The sequence below is a fragment of the Haliovirga abyssi genome (genome assembly GCF_030295325.1).
GTDB classification, from domain to species: domain Bacteria; phylum Fusobacteriota; class Fusobacteriia; order Fusobacteriales; family Haliovirgaceae; genus Haliovirga; species Haliovirga abyssi.
On sequence record NZ_AP027059.1, the window covers coordinates 1,628,322 to 1,650,528 of the forward strand.

The following is a 22,207-nucleotide window of genomic DNA, read 5'->3' on the forward strand; positions in this document are numbered from 1 at the left end:
CTTTGAGTTTTTATTGGTTTCTTTTTCAACATTATTTATATTATTATATTTTTAAACTTATGTCAACTATTTATTTTTTACTTTTTTTTATAATTGTCCCATTAATAAACCTATTTTTATTGGTTTTTTATAATTATTCTTGTTTTTTATAAAATCATTTTTATAAAATTGTCCTATGGAAGAAATTGTAAAAAAAAGATAAAGTTCACTTTCTTATTTTCTTTTATAAATGGGCAGACACAGGGGTGGATTGTCAACATTTTTTAACACAATTTTTTCTCGGACATATTTTTTTTATATTCTACTGGTGTCTTATAGTTTAATGACTCATGAATTCTTATATTATTATACCAATTTACATAGTCAAATAATTGAGTTTCAAGTTCTTCAAAACTATTAAATATTCTATTAAATGCAAATTCTGTTTTTACAATTTTAAACGTAGCTTCTGCAACTGCATTATCATAAGGATATCCTTTTTTTGCTTAGCGATCTACTAATGTCAAAAGTTTTTAATAGTTCATCTATTGCTTTATTTTTAAATTCATTCCCTCTGTCAGTATGAAAAATACTAATGTTATCTAAAGCTTTTTTTACTCTTGAAAATGCGTTGATAACAAGCTCTGAATCTTTATTTTTTTCCTGCTGCATAACCTATTATTTCTCTATTGTGAAGGTCCAATAATACACATATATAATTCCATTTTCCTTTTACATTTATATAGGTCAAATCACTTACTACAACTTCTAAATTTTCTCTCAAATTAAATTCTCTATCTACTATATTTTCTACTTTTTCTTCATTGCATTTTACTCTATATACTTTATATTGTTTTATTGTATAATTTGAGACTAAACTATATTTTTTCATGATTTCCCCTATTTTCCTTCTTGAAGTTGTATAACCAATTTCTAATAATTTTACTTTAATTTTTCTTGCCCCATAATTATTCCTACTATCTTTAAATATTCTAATTATTTCATTTTCTAAATCCGTATCTTTTCCTTTTTTTGATTTAGATTTATAGTATATACTACTCCTAGATATTTTTAAAAATTTACATATGGCACTAATACTGTACTTAGACCCATTTGCTTTTATTATAGCTATCTTTGTCCCATTATCAGTGCCGCTTGCTTTAAAATATCATTTTCCATCCTTAATTGTTGATTTTCTTTTCTTAGTTTTATCAAATCTTCTTCTTTTTCACTTATGTTATCTTTAGCCTTAAAAAACTTATTTTTATTATAATCACTAGCCCATTTATTTAATTTTGATCTCGCTATTTTATACTCCTCTACTATTTCATTTGCACTTTTCCCATTGCTAAATAATCCTACTATTTGTTTCTTAAATTCATCTGTATATCTCTTCGATTTATTTGACTATTCTATTTTATTTTTTAATTATATCATGTCCGAATATTTTTTGTATGATTTATTATAACTTATCAAAACCTTAAACGGGGCATTAGAAAAATTAGAAGAAAAAGAAAAAAATGATATAAAAAGAAGAATATCAGAACAACTAGATGCTGATTCAAAACAAGATCTTTACGATCTATTAAAAGCCTTCGAAAATAAAAGCACTGCTAAAATAAATAAACTAAAAGAAAAAATAACAAAAAATTTATTAAAATTACCAAATAGAGATGAAATAGAAAAAGCAAACAATACTATTCAAGCATTAGAAATTGGAATGTTCATTGTAGCAAATGTCCCTGGAAACATAATGCCAGCATTTCTATCATCAAAAGTAGGAGGAGAAGGAGCAAAGTTTTTCGGTTCAGGATTAAAAGTTTTATTAAAAGAATCATTAGAAGGAGCTCTTAATTCTCCTAAATATATAAAAAAATGTTCATAAAAACCAACAAAAATGTTATAATCTTAATACAGAAAAAACACATTTTAAACTGTTTTAGAACCGAATTCAATTTTGACTTTTGTATCTAAATACCAAAAAAACTCAAAATCATAAAGTTTGTTCAAAATAAAACTAAAAAGATTTTATGAGAAAAAAGCGAAAAAGAAAACAATAGAAATTAATAATATAATCAATATAACTTTAAAGATAAATCTATTAAAAGATTTATAGCTTTTTTATCATAAAATCTCCTGAAGCTAAAACTGTCTGAGAGAGCGTCCTCCTCTAAAGCGAACGAGTTTTTTAGCTTCTTGATTTTTCTTTGCTTCGTTTCTTTGTATCAAGACAAAGAAATGAAGAGGTAAACAAAGGGATAAAATAACCTTTAGAATGTTTAAAATAAGCTAGCTTCCTCTGATAACGCATAAATGTTTTTCTAAATTTTTAATTTCTAAAAAATTTAACAAAATTGCATAGCTTATTTTCTGAATAAGTTTATATTCCCCTAATAAAAAATAAAAAAGGAGTGAAAAAATGGAAAAAGAATTAAAAGAAAAATTGCCAAGAATTATTATTTTTATAATATTGATATTATTAATACCAGTATTGAAACCAATGATCTTTGGGCATAGTGTAAAAGAGATAAGAACAAAGATGGAACAGGAACTAAAAAAAGATTACGGAGAAGATTTTATTGTAGAAAACATAGGAACAAGAAGTGCAAATGGAGAAAAATTTTATCAGGCAGAAATATATCCTAAGTCAATAATTGGAACAAATAAAGAATATGATAGTTATTATCATGCAAGAGCAAGTGTAGATATATTACCCTTCGGTAGATTGAGTGGAGTTGCAGGTACTTATGGAGAAATACAAATGAATGATGAAGCCGAAGAATTTCTATTACCAAAAGCAAAAAAAATATTTGGGGAAAAAATAAGAATGAAAGTACAAGTTGATTATAAAAAACATGAAGGAGATTGGTTTTCAAAATATTTTGTTTCAGGATTTCAAGAAAAAATGAAAGCAGTAAAAGAAGACCCCAAAAATAAAAGATTAGAACTAACTTTATACATTTATATATTTAATAAAATAGATAATGAAAAAGAAGAAAGGAGGAAAGAGATATATGAGTATATCCAATATTTAAAAAAGGATGGGTTGTTCAAATATTTAGAGATGGGAGTAATATTTATAGATGAGCGAGTATTAGCACCAGGATATTATGATTACACCTATGAAATAAAACACGGAAAAAAAGTAGCACTCACAGTAGATGGAGAAAAAGTGTATATGCCACCAATGAAATTAAGAAAGGAGATGAGCAAAAAGTTAGGAGAAGAAGTTAAGAAAATGAGTGATGATGAATTGATTAAGAGAATGAATAGGATAAGTAAAAGTGAGTTGAACTATTATGGCATAAGTAAATATAATGCTGAAAGATATGTCAGCATTTGTTCAGTAGAAATGCTAAGAGCGATTAATAATACGAAATATAGCAAAGAAAAAAAAGAAAAGATGCTATATAAAAGAAAGTATATTAAATTAAAAGATATCACTTACAAAAAGAACTTAGAATATATTTATATAAATAAAAAAGGAGAGGATAAAAATGACAAAAACAATTAATATTAAGGACAATGAATTACTAACATTTAATAATTTAGCAAATTTGGAGTGGCAGTTTTTAAGTATATTTAATAGCGAAAAGAAAATAAGTGATAATCAATCAACTTTACTAAAAGACCTACTAACGCCAGAATCATTTGTAAGAGAATATGATGATAAAAAAACAAAGAAAATTAAAACCAGACCTGTTTATGGAAATCAAAACGAACAACTAGACAAAACCCAAGCCCTAATCGAAATGCGAAAATCAGCAGGAATAGGAATGGAATACCTATCAAAATTAGATTCTGTTGGAAAATTCTTAGGAGAATGGGAAGTAATCTACGGAGGAGACAAATACAAAATAGTATCAGAATATTTAACAAAAAATATGTCAGATTATGTAGATATATATGCAACGTCATTAAATGAAATATTAGAAAAAAGCAAATCAGATAAAGATAATTTAGATAACTTAGAAAAATTAAAAACAAAAATTAAAAATCAATCAGATGCTAATTTTAATAAGTTATTAAAAGCTTTGGAAGAAAATAATGTAGAAGATGAAAAAAACATAAAAAAACAATTAGTAAAAGATTTATTAAATTTACCAAGTAGAGAAAAAGTGGAACAATTGAAAAAAAGTATTCAAATATTAGAAATGACAATGTTTATTGTATCAAATGTACCAGGCAATATAATGCCAGCCTTTTTCTTTTCAAAAGTAGGAGGAACAGAAGCAAAATTTTTCGGCTCTGGAATAAAAACCTTACTAAAAGAATCATTAGAAGGAGCAAGCGATTTTAGTAAATATTTTAAAAAATTCACAGGAGAATTAAGCGAATTAATGAGAGTACGATTTAACAATAGTAATAAATTAGAAAAACTAATGATATTATCAGATATACTTTTTGATAAAGGAAGCTATTTTACATTTAAAGGAATAGATGCTGGACTTAACGCATTAGGAGATTACGAAAAAAATAATGGAAAAGTATCAGATGAAAAAAATTTAGGAGAAATAACACTAACAGAAGAGCTGGATATGTTTGATGATGGATTTAGAGTATTTGTTTTGAAAAAAGGTGAAGATATATTAATAATAAGCAAAAATATTGAGGATAATAAAAGTGTCCAAAGTAAAAAAGCACTTCCAAAAAATTTAGATTATTTAAGAATAGTATATAATAAAATAAAAGATGATAATCCTGGCAGCAATATATTATTAAGCGGTTTGGATAATGGAGCAGATATATCATTCGTTACAGGTATACTAACTGAAAGACAATCAAAACTTTATTATAGTAATCCTCCTAAAAATCTTATTGACTTTATAAATTTTACTACAGAAGATATAAAAAGAGATTATAGCAGTACCAATAAAATAGTGATAACAGGATTAGAAAGTTATATAGCATCAGAATTATATGCTACTTTATGCTATAGTGTTTTAGAGGGGGGTACTCCGTATCTAATAGTACTGGGATTAGATTTTGTATTGTCTGTAATATCAGGAGCAATAGAAATATTCGAGGATATAAAAATAAGAAAACTTTATAGCGAATTGTTGTCTAAAGAAATAATAGATGATGAAAACAGTGGAATAAAAGGTTATATAACAAATAGATTAGAAAAAAGCATAAGTGATGGGACATATAACTTTGCTCCAATTGATTATTTAGAATTATATAGCAAAACTGCCTTTGATAAGTTAGAAGAAAAAAAAGATAACACTCTTGAATATAAAGATAATAAAAATTTAAGAGGACACAATTCAAATGAATTATTAAAGTTCGAAATGAAACATTTAATCGTAGATAGATATTATCTATATAAGTATATAAAGGATAACAAAGGAGAATATAAATTAAAAGAATGCAAATATATATATGAAGGATTAATTAAAGGAGAACGTGATTTAAAAAATAAAAAATACTTAAAAATAGAAATTCCACTAAAAGAGGCAAATAGCGAAGGTTATAAACTATATTCCCTATTAAAATTAATAAAAGATTTACAAAGAAGATTTCTACATGAGAATAATTTAGGAGAAGTAGTATATATAGAAAATGAAAAATCAAAAATAGGTAAATTAAAAGAGATTATGTTTGTTGAAAAAAACGAAGAGCAAATAGGAAAGATAAAAGGAAATGAATATCTATTTTTACCATGGCTGGACAAGCAAGGAAATATCGGACAAGAGTTACAAAAGGGATATATGGCATCAATACTAAAAAGTGTGTTATTACTACAAATTGTGAGAACTGATCCTGCTTATAGAGGATATGGAGAAGTAGCCTTAATCGAAAGATATGGAGAAAAAGATTATAAAATAGAATTAAACTTTAAAAAATTAACTGTAGAAGAATATTTGAAAAAGATGTTTTTTAGATATATTATCAAAGCTACTTCAAACATAACAACTGTAATAAGAGATATGAGAGAAATCTATAAATACAATTACGCTACTAAAATAAAGGATATATTATCTAAAGAAGGTTTGTCCTTTTTAGATAACTATTGCACTATAGAACATATTAATGCTAAAAAATCTGTAATTAAATTTGAAGAAAAAAAAGATGAATTAAATTATGCTTATAATCCATTGGATAAAATCATTGGTGGAACATTAGAAATAGATGCTACAGATTTAGAAATAAACAAAGAATATTTACAATCATATTTAAAAGGATTATTGAAATATCTAGGGATAAATTCCAATAAAGATATTTCAGAATTAACCTTTTTTAATATATACAGCGGAAAGTATTGCACAACATTTATCTCCTCATTATCAGAGGTAGATACAGAAAATAAAATAGAAGAATTTATAAGTAAAGATAATTTTTTTAGTTCACTAAAAGAATTAAAATCAAATTTAAAAAAATATCCATTAAAAGAATTAATAGGTCTAAAAGTTAAAAAAGGAGAAGCAACTATAATCTTAGGAAATGAAAAAGATGAAAAAAAGGTAAAAGTATATAACAAAGAATTAGGAATAGATAATAAAGAAAAAGAAATAACATTAAAAATAACAACACCATCAAAATATTTTTTGAATATAGAAAGAGATAAACCAAATAATGATTATGAGCTGTATTCAAGTTTAGGATATAAAGATAAATATTATGACATTCGTAATATGGGAAAAAATTCTAAAGTAACAGCAGATGGAAAAGATATAAGTGGGACGTATAAAGGGAAAGATAAGGAAGAAAGTATGGTAAAAGATAAAATAAATAGAGATACAGGCTGCAAATATTATGGGGATAATCTTATCTTAATAGACCGTAATTTGCGTTATTATTACGGAGATAATTTAGATGATTATTTAACAATAAGTAACTATATGGAAGGATACTTAGGGATAGATTTAGTAGAAAAACCAAAAGAGAAAAAAGAAGATTTAGGCAAAGGATTTATGGATTATCAAGTAAAAATAAAAGGTATAAAATATGTTAATTTATTAAATTTAGAAATAATAAAAGAAGTAAATGAACACACAGTAGCAGAAATAGAAGGAATAATAGCAGGAGAAGATACAGATGAAGTAACTAGATTTCTAAATGTAGAAAAGCAAGGAATAGAAATATTATATGGAGATGATAATAAGCCTATATTTAGAGGATTAATTTATGAACATTCTATGGAAATAGAGCAAAATAGTTGTAAAGTAAAAATAAAAAGTTATTCATTAAGCAAAGAATTAGAAAAAGAAAAAAGAAACAGAGTATATCATAATCTTGGCACAAAATATGAAGATGTAATAAGTAAATTAAATGAAACTTATCAAAATAAATACTCATTTGGATTTAATAGTCATATAGACAAACAAGAATTAATAACAGAATTAAACCCAGTAGAAGTGCAATATAAAGAAAGTGATTGGGATTTTTTAAAGAGAATATTAAGAAGAGAAAATGATTTAATAATAGTAGATGATAGCAAAGGTAAAAATCCCAAAACAGTAGCAGGAATAGCAATAGGAGAATTTGGAAGTAGTCAAAAAACGATAGATAATAAAAATTTATTATTAAGTAGAAAGATGAAAAAAGGGGTCATAGAAAATAGTTACAAATTAAAAGGATATCCTCAAATTAAAGGAGAAGAACTGTTTTCAATAGGTAATCCATATAATATAAATATTGATGTAAATACAGGGAAACAAGATTCGCTATTATTAATAAAAAACAGGATATACAAAGAAGGCGGAGTATTAAAATCAGATTTAGTATTTGTAAGACGAGATGAATTTAATATAGGAGTAGTAAAAAGAGAAGAAAGTATAACAGGACTAACATTAAAAGGGACAATAAAAAAAGTCTCAAAACAACATAAAGCACAAATAGAATATACAGAAATGGAAAATGAATATGACGAAAGTAAGAGTTACTATTACCCAATAGAAAGAATGTATACAGGTACATATTTCACGCCAGAAGAAGATACATTAGTAGAAGTCCATTTTGGAGCTGAAGCAGGAGAAGTAAGTATAAGAAATGTAAGTAGTAAAACTGAAGATATAGATAACGACCCAGATGTAAAAGTAATCAGAACAAGTTTTGGAAAAGAGGTCAGATTTGATTCTAAATCAATAAAAATAACAGGAAAAGATGATGAAAGTTATGTAGAGATAACAGAAGAAAGTGTGGGATTAACAAAAGGAGAAAAAGAGATAATTTTAAAAGATGGTAAAATAGGAATAAATAATAAAGATAGCACAATAACTATGGATGATAAAAAAGTAAATATCACAACTGGTGGAAGTGCAATAACAATGAAAGATGATAAATTAACTTTAGATAACGGTGGAGTAGGGATAGAAATAGGAAACGGAAAGATAAATTTAGGATAAGAAAAAAAGCTATATAGGAACGTTTAAAAAATAAACTTTTTTAAACGTTCCATAATCTATTTTTTTTCTACACACGATTCTCTAATCAACAATTTTGGTTCTAATATTTTATGCAAATAAATACCTTCTTTTCGCTCTTTTAATAGTTCAACAAGTCTTTCGCAAGCTAGATCTGCTAATTTATCCTTCGGTTGTAAAATAGTAGTTAATTTAGGAGAAAAAAACTCTCCAATCTCCAATCCATCATAACCTATAATTGATACATCTTGCGGTATTTTTACATCTTTTGATTTTAAATATTCTTGAATTCCTAACGCCACTATATCTGTTTGTGCAAATATAGCATCTGCATTTTTAAATTCCTCCAAATTCTCTTTTGCTAACTCATATCCTGCTTCAAATGACGTTTTACACTTAAATACATTTTCAGCTTTCAATTTATATCCAACTTCTTCTAATGCCTCTTGATATCCATGTGTCCTGTCTTGGAATTGAGTATCATACATTTCATCTGTAATTGTAATTATTTTTTTATGTCCTAAATTCAGTAAATATTTTGTAGCCATATATCCACCTTTTTTATGATCTGTATAAACATAATCTATTTTATCAGAATGAAAATATTTAGGCCTAAAATGTAAAAATGTAACAGGTATATTAAATTTATTTATATATTCCCAATCTTCTGGTAATATATCCGGACTAGCTATAATTAACCCATCTACTTTCCTTTGACTTATTATTTTTTTTATATTACTTTCATTAGTAAATTTATTTTTAGGAAACTTTATAATTACATCTAATGAATGTTTTTCAAATATTCTTTGTATATTTTTTAATAAATATGCCAAAAATAGACTTGTTCCTGTTTGTTCATAAGTCTCAGGATATATTAGCCCTACCGTCCCAGTCTTTTGCGAACTAAGAGCTCTAGCATTATGATTAAATTCAAATCCTAACTCTTCTGCTATTTTTTTTATTTTTTCTTTTGTTTTTTTAGATACTCTAGGACTATCATTTAGACTCCTTGACACAGTTGAATGATCAACTCCTGCTATTTTAGCAATATCTTTTATTGTAATACGCATTTTTTTCACCTCAATTCACTAAATTTATAAATATTTTAAAATAATATTTTTTTATTTTTTATTAACTTCTTTCATTTGTTTTATTTCATTTTTATCATCTACAACAAATTCAGAAATTTTATCTCTTATTTTTAATACTTCCATTTCTATTTTTCCTATTCCATTATCTATCTCTTCCGAATTATCTATTAATTCTTTCGATGATCCTGTTAATTTTTCCATAACTCCTTTTATCTCTAATACTTCTTTGTGCATTTCATTCATAGCTGTCATTCCACTGGTAATATTAGCTGATTGCTCTTCAGTAGCTGCTACACTATTTCTAATCATATCATTTATATTTTCTATAGCACCAATTATTTGTTTTAAAAATTCTCCTGTTTTAGCATATACTTCTACTCCGCTTTCTACTTCATTTAACCCAATATTTATACTAGATTTTACATTCTCAGATTCTTGTCTCATATCTAAAACCATATTTTCAATATCAGATGCAGCTTGAACTGATTCTTCAGCTAATTTTTTAACTTCATTTGCTACAACTGCAAATCCTTTCCCAGCATCTCCAGCTCTAGCTGCTTCTATCGCTGCATTTAATGCCAATAAATTCGTTTGCTCTGATATTTGATTAATAACTCCAACAAATTTTTCAATAGAGTTAAATTTATCAATTAGTTTATTTTCTAATCTAGATATTTCTCTTACTTCTCTTTCTATTCTATTAATGCTATCTACTGCTTTTTCTATATAACTACTTCCCTCTTTTGCCATATCAGATGCACTTTCTGACCTATCGTTTATTTCAGTTATATTTCTACTTAATTCCTCTGCTGCTATATTAATCTCTTCTAATGATGTATTCATATTTTCTATTTCTCTTACTTCTAATAATAATTTTTCTCCAACTTTATGAAAATCCTTAACGAATTCCGTTACAGTTACTTGATTTTTATCTGATAATTTATTTATTTCATCTACTGATTTTACAGAATTATCACTAACATTTAATATCATTTTTACAATGTTTTTCAAATTATCAACCATTGCATTAATTCCAATTCCTAATTTACCTAATTCATCTTCATTCTTTATAATAACTTCTTTTGTTAAATCTCCATTTGATACATAATTTGTAATATTTAATATTTCTAATATTTTCTTTGCTATTTTTGAAATAACAAATACTATTATTAATGATGAAACTATTGCACCTATAATCACTAAAATTATTATAATATTATTACTAGACTTTAACGTACTTGATTGAGTCTCATCCAAATTTTGTATAATTGATTTTTCATCTTCTTCAAAAGACTTTATAGAATTATCTTTCATATTACCAATTGTCTTTAATAATTTAGATTTATCACTGTCTAATTTTTGTAGTGTTGCATATAACGATTCTGTAGAAACTACAAATCCAATCATCCCTTTAACATTATTTTCTTTATCTTTTATTGGTACATATGCAATTCTATAATTTTTATCTTTTATTTTTGTATCTTTTATTACTAAATCACTATTTTTTATCTTTTCAAACAGATCTTTTTCATCTTCTAACTTCAACCTTCTATGTCCACCAAATGTACTTGTATAACTTTTCCACTTATTATATAATACTATATCTACTCCAATATACGCTTTTAACTCATCAATAAACTCACTGTTTATTGGCAAAGTTACTACAAACCCTCCTGCTATTTGATGTAGTGAATCTATTATTGGTTCATATATTTGAATTGCTAATCCATCCTTAGAGTCTACAACATCTCTTAATTCTTTTTTCTTCTTTATCATATCTGATATATTTTTATTATTATAACTTTTCTTTAATTCTCCATACTTAAATTTACTAGTTGCAATTACCATTCCATTTTTTATAAACAAATTTAATCCAATAGGACTATTACTCCAAGTTTCTTTTTTTATATCATTAAGAAAACTTGTAAATAATAATATACTTCCAGTTTGTTTAAATCTTTGAACATAATACCCACTTTTCTTATCTAACATTGGTCTAGTATCTTTTTCAACTAATGCATCTGTCATTAGATTTACAACTTTTGAAGTTTTAGATACAATATTTACCATCTTTGAATTCATCTCTATTTTATTATCAATAAATTTATTCCCAGCTTTCGCAGCTTGTTTTATACTATTTTTTAATTGATTTTCTTTTCCCTCTTTTATCTTTTCACTTGTTTTAGATAGACTTTTATTTACTTCAGATGAAAAATTTTCAGTATTTGTAATTGTATTCTCTTTCATTTTTTCTAATTTTTCATTAACTGAATATTTAACTTTAAAAAAACCTGTTTTTAATAAGAAAGATGATACTCCTGAAACGACTCCCACCAATATTATTATTACAAATATTACTGGCAGAAGTATTTGTAGCTTTATTCCTATATTTTTTTTATTCTTTTTCACTTTTTTCATCTTCGATTCCCCCTATTTTATATTTTTTTATTTATTTTTTTTTATATTATATCATTTTTTTAACTATTTTTTAACTGTTTATAAATATTAACATAGGAATGGCTTAAAAATAACTTACATATTTGGCGATAAAATATGTAACGTTTCAAACATTTTTATTGTCGAATATGAGAAGCTTATTTTTTAAACGTTCTATAAAATATATTAACATTTATAAACAGTCCGCCCCTATATTATAGAGGCGGATAAACTATTTATAATCTTACTTTATTATTCTTACTTTTGTGGAGATCCTGCTGGATATCCAGTAATATCTTCTAAATCTGCTTCTAAATATTCCATAGCTGTTTTTGCATCTTGTTTTCCTGTTAATACATCATATACAGCAGTGTAGAATTTTTGAGAAGTTTTTGCATAATTTGGTGCTGTTGCTGTTGATGGTCTTGCTACAGCACTTGTAAATACATTATATAAACTTCCAAAGAATGGAGCTGCTGCTAATACATCTTTATCTTTATACAATGATTTTATTGTTGGATTATATGATCCTTCTATAGCTCTCATCTTTTGCACTCTTTTTGAAGTTAAGAACAATGTTACATCTGCAGCTATAGCTTTATGTTCACTATATTTACTTACTGCTAATTGCCATCCTCCAAGAGTTGCTGCACCCATTCCAGATTTTCCTGCTGGTAATGCAGATACATCAAATTTTCCTTTTATTACGCTATCTTTACTATTTCCTAATGAATATGCATATGGCCAGTTTCTCATAAATGCAGCATTTCCTGATTGCCAAACTGCACGGGCTGATTCTTCTGCCATTCCAGTTACACCTTTTGGTGAAATTGTTCCTACCCAATTTTTAGCTCTATTTATTGCTTCTATTGCATTCGGATTATTTATTGTGATTTTTTTGTCTGGACTTACTATTGATCCACCACCATTTGATTTAATCCATTCTAATGCATCACAAGTTAATCCTTCATATGCATCTCCTTGCCATACAAACCCTTGGAAATCTTGGTTCCCAGCTGCTCTTTCTCCAGCTTGAATTTTTTTAGCTGCTATTTCTAAGTCATCCCAAGTTTTAGGAGGAGTCAAACCATATTTAGCTAATAAATCTTTTCTATAATAAAGCATTCCAGCATCTGTAAAGAATGGCATAGCTACTAATTTCCCATCTACAGTATTATTTTTAACTATTGCTGGAAAATGATCTCCTACAACGGCTTTTGCTCCATATTGATATAAATCTACTAAATGCTCTGCCATATCTCCAGGCCATATAACATCAATTTGATAAATATCTATTTCTGGACTTTTAGCTTCCATAAATTGTAAATATAATCCTAATCTATCAGTTGTAGAATCAGGAGTGTCCCATACTTTTATCTCTACATTTGGGTGTTCATCAGTATACCATTTTGCAGCTTTTTTCATTAATTCTAATTCATTTCCTACTGCTCCACTTGCTATCTTAATAACCACTTTTCCATTATCACTTTTAGCAGCCTTCTTTTTAAATAAAGAATCAAAGATACCTCCAAAAGCAACTGCTGAAACAAACACCCCAACCATTAACATTACTAAAAATTTCTTCATAATCTTTCTCCTCCTCTTTTGGTTTTTTCTTTTTATATTTTTTACAAACTAAAAACAATATTGTTTTTGAATAAGCCTCACTTCCTTCCTATTACAAAATTTATATTTTTAATATTTTTATCCTTTTACAGCTCCTGCTGTTAATCCAGCCACAATACGTTTTTGGAAAAATAAAACTAATATAATTATAGGTATTGTAACTACTACTGCTGCTGCCATAATTTCACCAAACGGCTCTTGCCTAGCAATCTTTCCACTAAATAACGCAATAGCTATTGGAACTGTTCTAGCTGTTGGTTCTATAGATGTAAATGTTAAAGCAAATAAATACTCATTCCAAGCTGATATAAATGCTAATAACCCTGTTGTAACTAAGGCTGGTGCAGTTAATGGTAACAACACATATTTAAAACTTTGAAATGGTGTTGCTCCATCTACTTGTGCTGACTGCATAAGTTCTACTGGTAAATCTTTAAAAAATGATGTCAATACCCAAGTTGTAAACGGTAATGTAAAAATCATATATGAAAGAATCATACTAGGCATTGCTGAAATTCCTAATACATTTACTACAGCATATAATCCTGTTAATACAGTTACTTGAGGAAACATTGTCATTGATAAAATTGTGTATAGGGCTATTCTTTTCCCTTTAAATCTTAATTTTCCTAATGCAAAAGCTGCAAAAGCTCCTACTATTAATGATAAAACTGTCGTTGTTGTTGCCACTATTGTACTATTCCATAGTCCTCTTATAAATCCTATATTTTGGAATACTGATATATAATTTTTAAAAGAAAATGATATCTTATGTGTCATAGGATCTCTAGGTATAAAAGTTGCTGGCATCATTTGTAATTGAGCTTCTGTTTTAAGAGAAGATATAATTGCCCAATAAAACGGGAACAACATATATACAAATATTAATATTACCATTGTCCAAAGTCCTACTTTTCCAAGTATTTTTTTTGTTTTTTTACTCATAATCATTCGTCATCAACTCCTAACATCTTAATGTAAGTAATAGCAAACCCAAATATTAATATAAATATTATCACACCAATACTAGATGCCATTCCCATATTTCTATAATTTATCAATTGCGCATAGTTATAACTTGCCATTGAAAATCTTCTTGTAGATAAAAGGACTTGAAACAAATCAAATACTCTAAGTGCATCTAATGTTCTAAATACAAGAGCTATTGCTATTGCAGGTTTTAATAATGGTAATGTTATAGAAAAAAATTGTCTTATTTTTCCAGCACCATCAACCTCTGCTGCTTCATATAATGATCCTGGTATTACTTGTAGTCCTGCCAAAAGCAATAATGCCATAAATGGTGTAGTTTTCCATACATCTATTGCTATAATAGATGGCATTTGCCATGCTTCATTTGTCAAAAATGATATATTTCCATTTCCAATCCCTAGTTGAGATAAAAGGGAATTAAAAAATCCTATCCGTGTAGACTGAAACATCCATCCCCACATTCTAGCACTAACTACAGTAATTATCGCCCACGGAACTAGCATTATTGCTCTCATTGCTCCTTTTCCTCTGAAATTACTATTGACGACAAGTGCTACTATTAATCCTAATATCGTTTCCAGCAAAACTGACCAGAAACTGAATGTAATTGTATCTTTTATTGATTTTATGAACTCTACATCACTTGCACCTATTATATAATGTTTTCCAAAAATATTTATTCTAGAAAGTTCTTTAAATCTTATAGGTCTTCTAGGCAATACATCTATTGCTCTTTGAGTTTTCGGATCAATTTCCTTTATTGTAAAACTAAGTAACTTTTGATAGTTTTTTAAACCTATAAAATTAGTTTTATTAACCCCAGCAAACCTTTTATCAGTAAAACTTGTATAAAACACCTGAATTAACGGATAAGCTGCCAAAAGTAACAAAATTAAAAATGTAGGAAGCAATAACTTAGTTGCTAGGCTTTGCTCTTGCTGAGCCAATCCTTTCATCTTTTTATTTCCCATAATTTCCCCTCCATTTCTTATAAACTTATATTTTCTTCTGTCTCTTTATCAAATATATGGCATTTAGTTGTATCAAACCATAATTCATATTTTTGTCCTGATTTTACTGTTACTCCTTCACTTCCTAATCTTGCTATATATTGATTTTTTCCTGGTGTGAAATATACAAATACTTCATTTCCCATTTGTTCTACTACATATATTTCTGATTTCACATAATTATCTTTTTCATCTGGATGTGTTTCATGACTTCCTATATGTTCTGGTCTTATTCCAAACCATACTTCTTTCCCTACATATTTTTGTACTTTATCTGCTTTTTCTTTTGGCAATCTTAATTTCATATGTTCTGTTACTACATATGTTGTATCTCCTTCTTTTTCTAGTTTTGCTTCTACTATATTCATTGATGGACTTCCTATAAATCCTGCTACAAATTTGTTTTGTGGTTCGTTATATAATTTTAATGGAGTGTCCACTTGTTTTATTACTCCTAATTCCATTACACATATTCTATCTCCCATTGTCATCGCTTCTACTTGGTCATGTGTTACATATATCATTGTTGTCTTTAATCTCTTATGTAATTTTGTTATCTCCACTCTCATATGCACTCTTAATTGGGCATCCAAATTTGACAATGGTTCATCAAATAAAAATACTTCTGGATCTCTTACTATTGCTCTACCTACTGCTACTCTTTGTCTTTGTCCTCCTGACATCTCTTTTGGTTTTCTATCTAATAGATCTGTTATTCCTAATATTTCTGCCGCATTTTTTACTCTTTTATCTATCTCTTCTTTTGGTGTTTTTGCTAATTTAAGACCAAATGCCATATTATCATATACATTCATATGTGGATACAAGGCATAATTTTGGAATACCATTGCTATTCCTCTGTCTTTTGGCGGCAACTCATTTACTATTGTATCTCCTATTGCTACTGTTCCTCCTGTTATCTCTTCTAGCCCTGCTATCATTCTTAATGTTGTTGATTTTGCGCAACCAGATGGTCCTACAAATACCATAAATTCTCCATCTTTTATTTCCAAATTGTGTCCATGTACCGCTTTAAATCCATTTGGGTATGTTTTTTCCATATCTTTCAAAACTACCTTTGCCATATTGCTACCTCCTTCATTTACTTTCAATTTTTTACATTTTTACATACGTTTGTCCTTATTTGTTAAATATACAATATATTTTTCCAAAAATCAAATTTATTTTTTAATTTTTGGTTATTTTTTAATCACAAATATATAATCAATACTTTTTTTATTCACTCATTACCCAAATACACTCGTTTGGAGTTAACTTTATAGTTTTTCCCAATTTATTTCCTGTTAACAACCCAACTCCTGCAAACTCAATATTTATAACTTTTTTATTTTCAGATAAATTATGAATAAATAAAATTTGTTTATTCTCATAGATTTTTTTTACAATATATAATTCTTTATCTTCGTTATCTTCAAAAATTGTCTCTGAATTAAAAAAATCTATATATTTTTTTCTCACTTCAATCATATTTTTAATCCCATAAAATAATTTTGATTCATCATTTGTTTTATCTTTATCGATTTTTTCAACTTTATCCCACCTCATTTTACCTCTGTTAAAAAATCTAGCATCTTCATACCCTGTTTTTTTACTGCTTTCTAAATAAAATTCTTCATCATTTTCTTGTCCAATTTCATCTCCATAATATATAATCGGAGAACCTATAGTTGTAAACATCATAGAATTCAATAAAAGTATTTTTTTTATATCTTTTCCTAGCATATTATAAATACGTCCTGCAATTCCTTCTCCTTCTCTAAAACTGTATTTTTTATCTATTAAATAATTTTCTAGCATTACTTTTCTCTCTTCTGGAGTTACAAATTCTAAAGTCAATTCATCATGACATCTTAAAAATGAGATCCATTGACACCCTTTAGGTATTTTAGGAGTATATTCAGAATCCAAAGCATCCACTATATATTTAGAGTCTTTTTCTGCTAAACTAAGATAAAATTTAGGCATTAGTGGAAAATGATATGCTGTTTGGCATTCATCACCATCCCCAAAATATTTCACTACATCTTTTGGTTTCATATTTGCTTCTGCGATTAATAATGTCCCCTCTTGAACATAATCTAAAACTCTTCTAAAAATTTTTAAAATTATATGAACTTCATCTAAATCTTCACAATTAGTTCCCTCTTTTTTCCAAACAAAAGGTATAGCATCCATCCTCAATCCATCAATTCCTTTTGATTTCCAAAATAATAAATTCTTTAACATCTCTATTAAAACTTTAGGATTTTTATAATTCAAATCAGGTTGGAATCCATAAAATCTATGAAAATAATAATCATCTGTTTTTGGGTTGTATTCCCAATTGCTGTTTATCATACCTTTAAACAATAATCTTGCATCTAAATATTTATCAGGTTTATCGCTCCATATATAATAATCTCTGTATATAGAATTTTTGTCTACTTTAGCCTTTTTAAACCATTCATGCTCATCAGACGTATGATTTACTGCTAAATCAAATAATATTTTTATTCCATATTCATGTGCAATTTTAACAAAATTTAAAAATTGTTCTGTTCCGCCTAACTCTTTTCTTACATTATAATAATCTCTAATATCAAATCCTTGATCTCTCATTGGAGAATCTAACATTGGTAAAAGCCACAAAGTATTTACTCCTAATTTTTTTAAATATGGCAATTTTTCTATTAAACCTTTAAAATCTCCAGCATATAAATCTACATATAAAGAATATACAACTGACTCTTTATACCAAAATTGATTTTCAACAACTACATTTTTATATTTTTCTTTTTCTACATCAATTATTTTTTTTAGTTCATCTAGTTCTTTTTCTTTACTATCGCCATAAAGAGTTTTCCACAAATTTTCTATTTTTTCCATCTCCGACCTCCTCCACACGTGTGTAGTGTGTTTTAAAATAAAAATCGACTATTCATAAAGTCGATTTTTCAAAATACACACATTTGTATTGCTTCATATTACTAATATATTACATTTTAAGAATTTTGTCAACCTTTTTTTGGTAATTCTTTTATTTTTTATGCTCAATTTTTGATACTACTGCCAACGCTTTCCCTTTTTCCATCTTTATAGATGCTGATTTTTCAATAATTAAGTTGCTTATTCCTAAAGAATCTCCCTTTTTAATTTTTTTATTTTCTATATTATATTTAAATCCATTTAAAGTAATAACTATTTCTTCGCTAAAAGGAATTATAGAAAAAATATCTCCTATTCTATTTTTAATTTTATAAATTTCTTCTCTTTTTGTAATCATTCTCAATTCTTCATTTTGATTATTAATAACTATATTTTTAAATTTATTTAATAAATTTATATTAACGAGAGTATGATCTACTCTTCCTCCAATAGCTCCTTCTAATATTATTTCATCATAAAATTTATATATTATTTTCAATAATATTTCTGTGTCTGTTTTATCTTTATCTGGATTATATCTTTTTATTTCTACACCTTTTTCAATATAATAATTTAATATTTCGCCAGAAAGAGAGTCAAAATCTCCTAAAATCATCTTTGGAATTATATTTAATTTATAAGCAATTTTAGCTCCACCATCTGCACAAAATATATCAATTTTTTCTGCTTTATATTTTTCTAAATATTTATAATTAATATCCTCTAAATTTAAAAATATTACAGCTTTTTTCATTTTCATCTCCTAATTGATTAATCATCATCTTTTGTTGTATCCACTTCAATAAAAATTGGTAAATGATCAGATATAGTTTTTCTTACTATACTATAATTTTTATTTGTAAAATTATATACTCCATAATCACCCGTGAACTCTTTAGTATATTTATAACTCAAAAAAAAGTTATCATAACTTTTAGATAAGCTATGTTTTCCTATTGTAGTTTTATATTTCGAATTTACAACAGCAAATATATTATCTTTGCCTGCATAAATTTCTTTAAATCCCTTATTATATGATGGCAGATTAAAATCACCAGCTATTATTACATCTTGTTCTCTTCCATTCTTTCTTTGAAAATAATCATATACATTATCTAAATATCCTGCTTCTTTTTCCCTAACAGCCCTATTTTTCCCATATATAAAATGACATAAAATATATGTAAAATCAAATTTTCCTATTTTAAATTCAGCTCCATATGGTTCCCGAGAAAATTCATTCTTCTTTTCTTTATAAAATCCATAATATTTAATAAATTTAACTTTATTTTCTTTCCAAATATATCCATAATACTCTTTATACCTTCCATTTCCTACCTTCTTTTCAGATATATGATAATCCCATTTTTCTCCAGTTTCTATTTCTAACTCTTTTTTTACTTTTTTTATACCAGTTTCATTCATCACCTCTTCCAAACCAATTAAATCAAATAAAGATATTACTTTTGCAAATTTTTTATAATTTTTTGATTTCCAGCCTAAATGTAAAGAGTTAAATGAAGATATAACTCCTATATCATTAGAAAAAGTAAATATTTCAATTACCATATATATAATTATAATTTTAAGCTTCATATTTTTTACCAACTTTTTTTATATATTTTTTTCATCTTTTTTTATCTGTTTTTTTTATAGGAATTTTTAAAATAAATTCCATAAATTCTCCATATTCTGAATTTATATCTATATCACACATATATTTATCTAAAATCATTTTTGTATTATGTAACCCAAATCCATTTCCTTTTCCAGCTTTTTTCTTTGTAGAAAATCCAAATGTAAACAGTTTATCTTTGTCCTCTTTTTTTATACCTAATCCATTATCTTTTAATTTTACAATAATATTATCATTTTCGAAATAAGTTGTTATCGTTATTTCCCCATTTTCTATTCCTTTTTCTTCAATTGACTCATAAGAATTTTTTATAAAATTGCTATATATTTGAATCAATTGCCCTTTGTCACTTAATAGATCAGGAACATCTCCTTTATTAAATTTTATTTTTATTTTCCTTTTTTCAATAGATGACTCATAAAGCTCTAAAACTTCATCTAATATTTCATTCATATTATTATAATCTTCTGTTCCTAATTCTCCAATAAAATTTTGTTGAAGATGTATTATATCTTTTAAATGATTTATTTTTTTGTATAAAAACTTAAATTTCTCTGTATAGCCTAGTTCTCGATTTTTCATAGCATCAATTAGTTTAGGCATAATATTTTCTATTTTTTTTAAATTTTCGCTTTTATTCTCTACCCTTTTTATCTCTTGAAAGGCTATTTCTTCAAAAAACTTTATTGTTTTATTCTCTTTTCCTTCCTCTTTTTCTAAAATTTCCTCTATATTCAAATTTATAATATTTACTATATTTCCAATATTATGTATAACTCCTGCTGTTACCTCTAATAGCCCTCTATTATAAGCATTTTCTACCATATCATTTTGTTGTTCTCTAATTTTAATATTTGCATCTTCTAATTTTTTCGTTCTATCTTTTACTTTTAATTCCAATTCTTTTGCATATCCTTCTATTCTTTTTTGTAATTTTTTTAATTCTGTAATATCCTTTACAACTATTTGAGCTATTTTTTCATTTTTATTTACTAAACTAGCAGATAAAATAATATATTTATCATTTTCTAATTCAATATCATAATTGTAAACAGGTTCATTTATTTTTATTTTTTCTCTTATTTTATTCATAGCATCTAATGTTATTAAGGTTAATATATTTAATTTTATTACATCTATAGTTTTTAGGTCAAATATACTAAGAAATTCTCTGTTAAACTCTTTTATTTCACCAGTTTGATAATTGAATATTACCATACCAACTGGAGAATAATTAAAGAGATTTCTATATTTATTTTCAGACTCTTCTAATTCTTTTAATGTTTCGGTTAAAGTATCATTTATAGCTGACATCTCATTATATGCAGCTTCTAATTCATCTGATTTTTCTTTTATCTCTTTTTTTGATTTTTCATTTTTTTCATTTTCTTCCTTTAATGAATTTGTCATTTTATTAAAATAAATTTCTAACTCTCTAAATTCATCTTTTCTTTTTAAGTCTATTCTATATGATAATACCCCATCTGATACTTTTTTAAATCCTTCCCTAAATATTGATAATGGTTTTAAAAAATAATTATACTCAACATAATTAAATATTATAAAAAGTATCATTACTAATAGTAATAATATATTAATTTTATACTTTATATCTTTCATATCATTTTCTACTTTTGTTTTATTATAACATATTTCAACTTCTCCTATTTTTTCTCCATTTTTTTCCAATTTTAAATTATATTTTTTATGAATAGAGTTACTTTTTTCTAAATCCAAAATTATATTATCATCTATATTTTTAACTATAATTTTTGAAATATAGCTATTTTCTAAAAATTTAGACAAACTGGTATATAATAAGTCAAAATCATAATCCCACACAGGAGAAACAATTAAATCTTTTACTACATGATTAGATATCTCTATTTCTTTATTTAATTCTTTTAGTTTTTCTTTTTCTAATCCAGAATAAACAAATGTCCATAATATCAAAAATGTAATTAGCCCAGATATCATAGAATATATAGTTAATTTCTTTTTAATTTTCATAAAATCGCCCTCTTTTTTTTTAATAAGGAACGTTTAAAAAATAATATTCTCATATTTTGTTATAAAAACTCTTGAACCATTGAGTATTTTAAAACAAAATGAAAAGGTTGTTTTTAAATCATTCCTAAAACATTG

13 protein-coding genes and 1 pseudogene are annotated in these 22,207 nt (G+C 26.1%); 3 read left to right on the forward strand and 11 right to left on the reverse strand.

Annotated elements, in window-relative coordinates:
* Positions 1–263 precede the first annotated feature (263 nt).
* Positions 264–1,344 (reverse strand): annotated as a pseudogene (locus RDY08_RS07250) (IS3 family transposase).
* A gap of 355 nt (positions 1,345–1,699) precedes the next feature.
* Here RDY08_RS07250 and RDY08_RS07255 point away from each other — a divergent pair.
* From RDY08_RS07255 to RDY08_RS07265, 3 genes are all read left to right on the forward strand, one after another.
* Complete coding sequence (locus RDY08_RS07255; protein WP_307903704.1) at positions 1,700–1,864, forward strand: hypothetical protein; 165 nt, start codon at positions 1,700–1,702, stop codon at positions 1,862–1,864.
* A gap of 534 nt (positions 1,865–2,398) precedes the next feature.
* The gene (locus RDY08_RS07260) at positions 2,399–3,493 is read left to right on the forward strand and encodes a hypothetical protein (RefSeq protein ID WP_307903705.1); all 1,095 of its coding nucleotides are present in this window, start codon (positions 2,399–2,401) and stop codon (positions 3,491–3,493) included.
* Complete coding sequence (locus RDY08_RS07265; protein WP_307903706.1) at positions 3,477–8,327, forward strand: type VI secretion system Vgr family protein; 4,851 nt, start codon at positions 3,477–3,479, stop codon at positions 8,325–8,327. Before RDY08_RS07260 ends, RDY08_RS07265 begins: the two co-directional genes overlap by 17 nt.
* A gap of 56 nt (positions 8,328–8,383) precedes the next feature.
* On the opposite strand, the gene RDY08_RS07270 is transcribed toward RDY08_RS07265, so the two are convergent.
* From RDY08_RS07270 to RDY08_RS07315, 10 genes are all read right to left on the reverse strand, one after another.
* Entirely contained in the window at positions 8,384–9,415 is a 1,032-nt protein-coding gene (locus RDY08_RS07270) for a LacI family DNA-binding transcriptional regulator (RefSeq protein WP_307903707.1), read from the reverse strand.
* Positions 9,416–9,466: 51 nt separating this feature from the next.
* Positions 9,467–11,854, reverse strand: coding sequence for a methyl-accepting chemotaxis protein (locus RDY08_RS07275; RefSeq protein WP_307903708.1), 2,388 nt, complete (start codon positions 11,852–11,854; stop codon positions 9,467–9,469).
* 276 nt (positions 11,855–12,130) lie between these two features.
* On the reverse strand, positions 12,131–13,459 hold the full coding sequence (locus RDY08_RS07280; RefSeq protein ID WP_307903709.1) for an ABC transporter substrate-binding protein: 1,329 nt from the start codon (positions 13,457–13,459) through the stop codon (positions 12,131–12,133).
* A 117-nt stretch (positions 13,460–13,576) separates the two neighbouring features.
* Positions 13,577–14,449: a carbohydrate ABC transporter permease gene (locus RDY08_RS07285; protein WP_307903710.1), complete on the reverse strand. Its 873-nt coding sequence runs from the start codon at positions 14,447–14,449 to the stop codon at positions 13,577–13,579.
* On the reverse strand, positions 14,446–15,462 hold the full coding sequence (locus RDY08_RS07290) for a carbohydrate ABC transporter permease (RefSeq protein ID WP_307903711.1): 1,017 nt from the start codon (positions 15,460–15,462) through the stop codon (positions 14,446–14,448). Before RDY08_RS07290 ends, RDY08_RS07285 begins: the two co-directional genes overlap by 4 nt.
* Positions 15,463–15,479: 17 nt before the next feature.
* Entirely contained in the window at positions 15,480–16,586 is a 1,107-nt protein-coding gene (locus tag RDY08_RS07295) for an ABC transporter ATP-binding protein (protein WP_307903712.1), read from the reverse strand.
* Positions 16,587–16,737: 151 nt separating this feature from the next.
* Positions 16,738–18,387: an alpha-amylase family glycosyl hydrolase gene (locus tag RDY08_RS07300; RefSeq protein WP_307903713.1), complete on the reverse strand. Its 1,650-nt coding sequence runs from the start codon at positions 18,385–18,387 to the stop codon at positions 16,738–16,740.
* 151 nt (positions 18,388–18,538) lie between these two features.
* Positions 18,539–19,180 (reverse strand): thiamine diphosphokinase, encoded by a 642-nt coding sequence (locus RDY08_RS07305; protein ID WP_307903714.1) that lies wholly within the window; start codon positions 19,178–19,180, stop codon positions 18,539–18,541.
* 17 nt (positions 19,181–19,197) lie between these two features.
* Positions 19,198–20,022: an endonuclease/exonuclease/phosphatase family protein gene (locus RDY08_RS07310; RefSeq protein WP_307903715.1), complete on the reverse strand. Its 825-nt coding sequence runs from the start codon at positions 20,020–20,022 to the stop codon at positions 19,198–19,200.
* A 31-nt stretch (positions 20,023–20,053) separates the two neighbouring features.
* Positions 20,054–22,072, reverse strand: a complete 2,019-nt coding sequence (locus RDY08_RS07315; protein ID WP_307903716.1) for an ATP-binding protein — start codon at positions 22,070–22,072, stop codon at positions 20,054–20,056.
* Between the last annotated feature and the right edge of the window lie 135 nt (positions 22,073–22,207).

Excerpts from the sequence above, each read along its gene's own strand:
- RDY08_RS07255 (WP_307903704.1), top strand. The coding sequence starts at position 1,700 with ATGTTCATTGTAGCAAATGTCCCTGGAAACATAATGCCAGCATTTCTA.
- RDY08_RS07260 (WP_307903705.1), top strand. The coding sequence starts at position 2,399 with ATGGAAAAAGAATTAAAAGAAAAATTGCCAAGAATTATTATTTTTATA.
- RDY08_RS07265 (WP_307903706.1), top strand. The coding sequence starts at position 3,477 with ATGACAAAAACAATTAATATTAAGGACAATGAATTACTAACATTTAAT.
- RDY08_RS07270 (WP_307903707.1), bottom strand. The coding sequence starts at position 9,415 with ATGCGTATTACAATAAAAGATATTGCTAAAATAGCAGGAGTTGATCAT.
- RDY08_RS07275 (WP_307903708.1), bottom strand. The coding sequence starts at position 11,854 with ATGAAAAAAGTGAAAAAGAATAAAAAAAATATAGGAATAAAGCTACAA.
- RDY08_RS07280 (WP_307903709.1), bottom strand. The coding sequence starts at position 13,459 with ATGAAGAAATTTTTAGTAATGTTAATGGTTGGGGTGTTTGTTTCAGCA.
- RDY08_RS07285 (WP_307903710.1), bottom strand. The coding sequence starts at position 14,449 with ATGATTATGAGTAAAAAAACAAAAAAAATACTTGGAAAAGTAGGACTT.
- RDY08_RS07290 (WP_307903711.1), bottom strand. The coding sequence starts at position 15,462 with ATGGGAAATAAAAAGATGAAAGGATTGGCTCAGCAAGAGCAAAGCCTA.
- RDY08_RS07295 (WP_307903712.1), bottom strand. The coding sequence starts at position 16,586 with ATGGCAAAGGTAGTTTTGAAAGATATGGAAAAAACATACCCAAATGGA.
- RDY08_RS07300 (WP_307903713.1), bottom strand. The coding sequence starts at position 18,387 with ATGGAAAAAATAGAAAATTTGTGGAAAACTCTTTATGGCGATAGTAAA.
- RDY08_RS07305 (WP_307903714.1), bottom strand. The coding sequence starts at position 19,180 with ATGAAAAAAGCTGTAATATTTTTAAATTTAGAGGATATTAATTATAAA.
- RDY08_RS07310 (WP_307903715.1), bottom strand. The coding sequence starts at position 20,022 with ATGAAGCTTAAAATTATAATTATATATATGGTAATTGAAATATTTACT.
- RDY08_RS07315 (WP_307903716.1), bottom strand. The coding sequence starts at position 22,072 with ATGAAAATTAAAAAGAAATTAACTATATATTCTATGATATCTGGGCTA.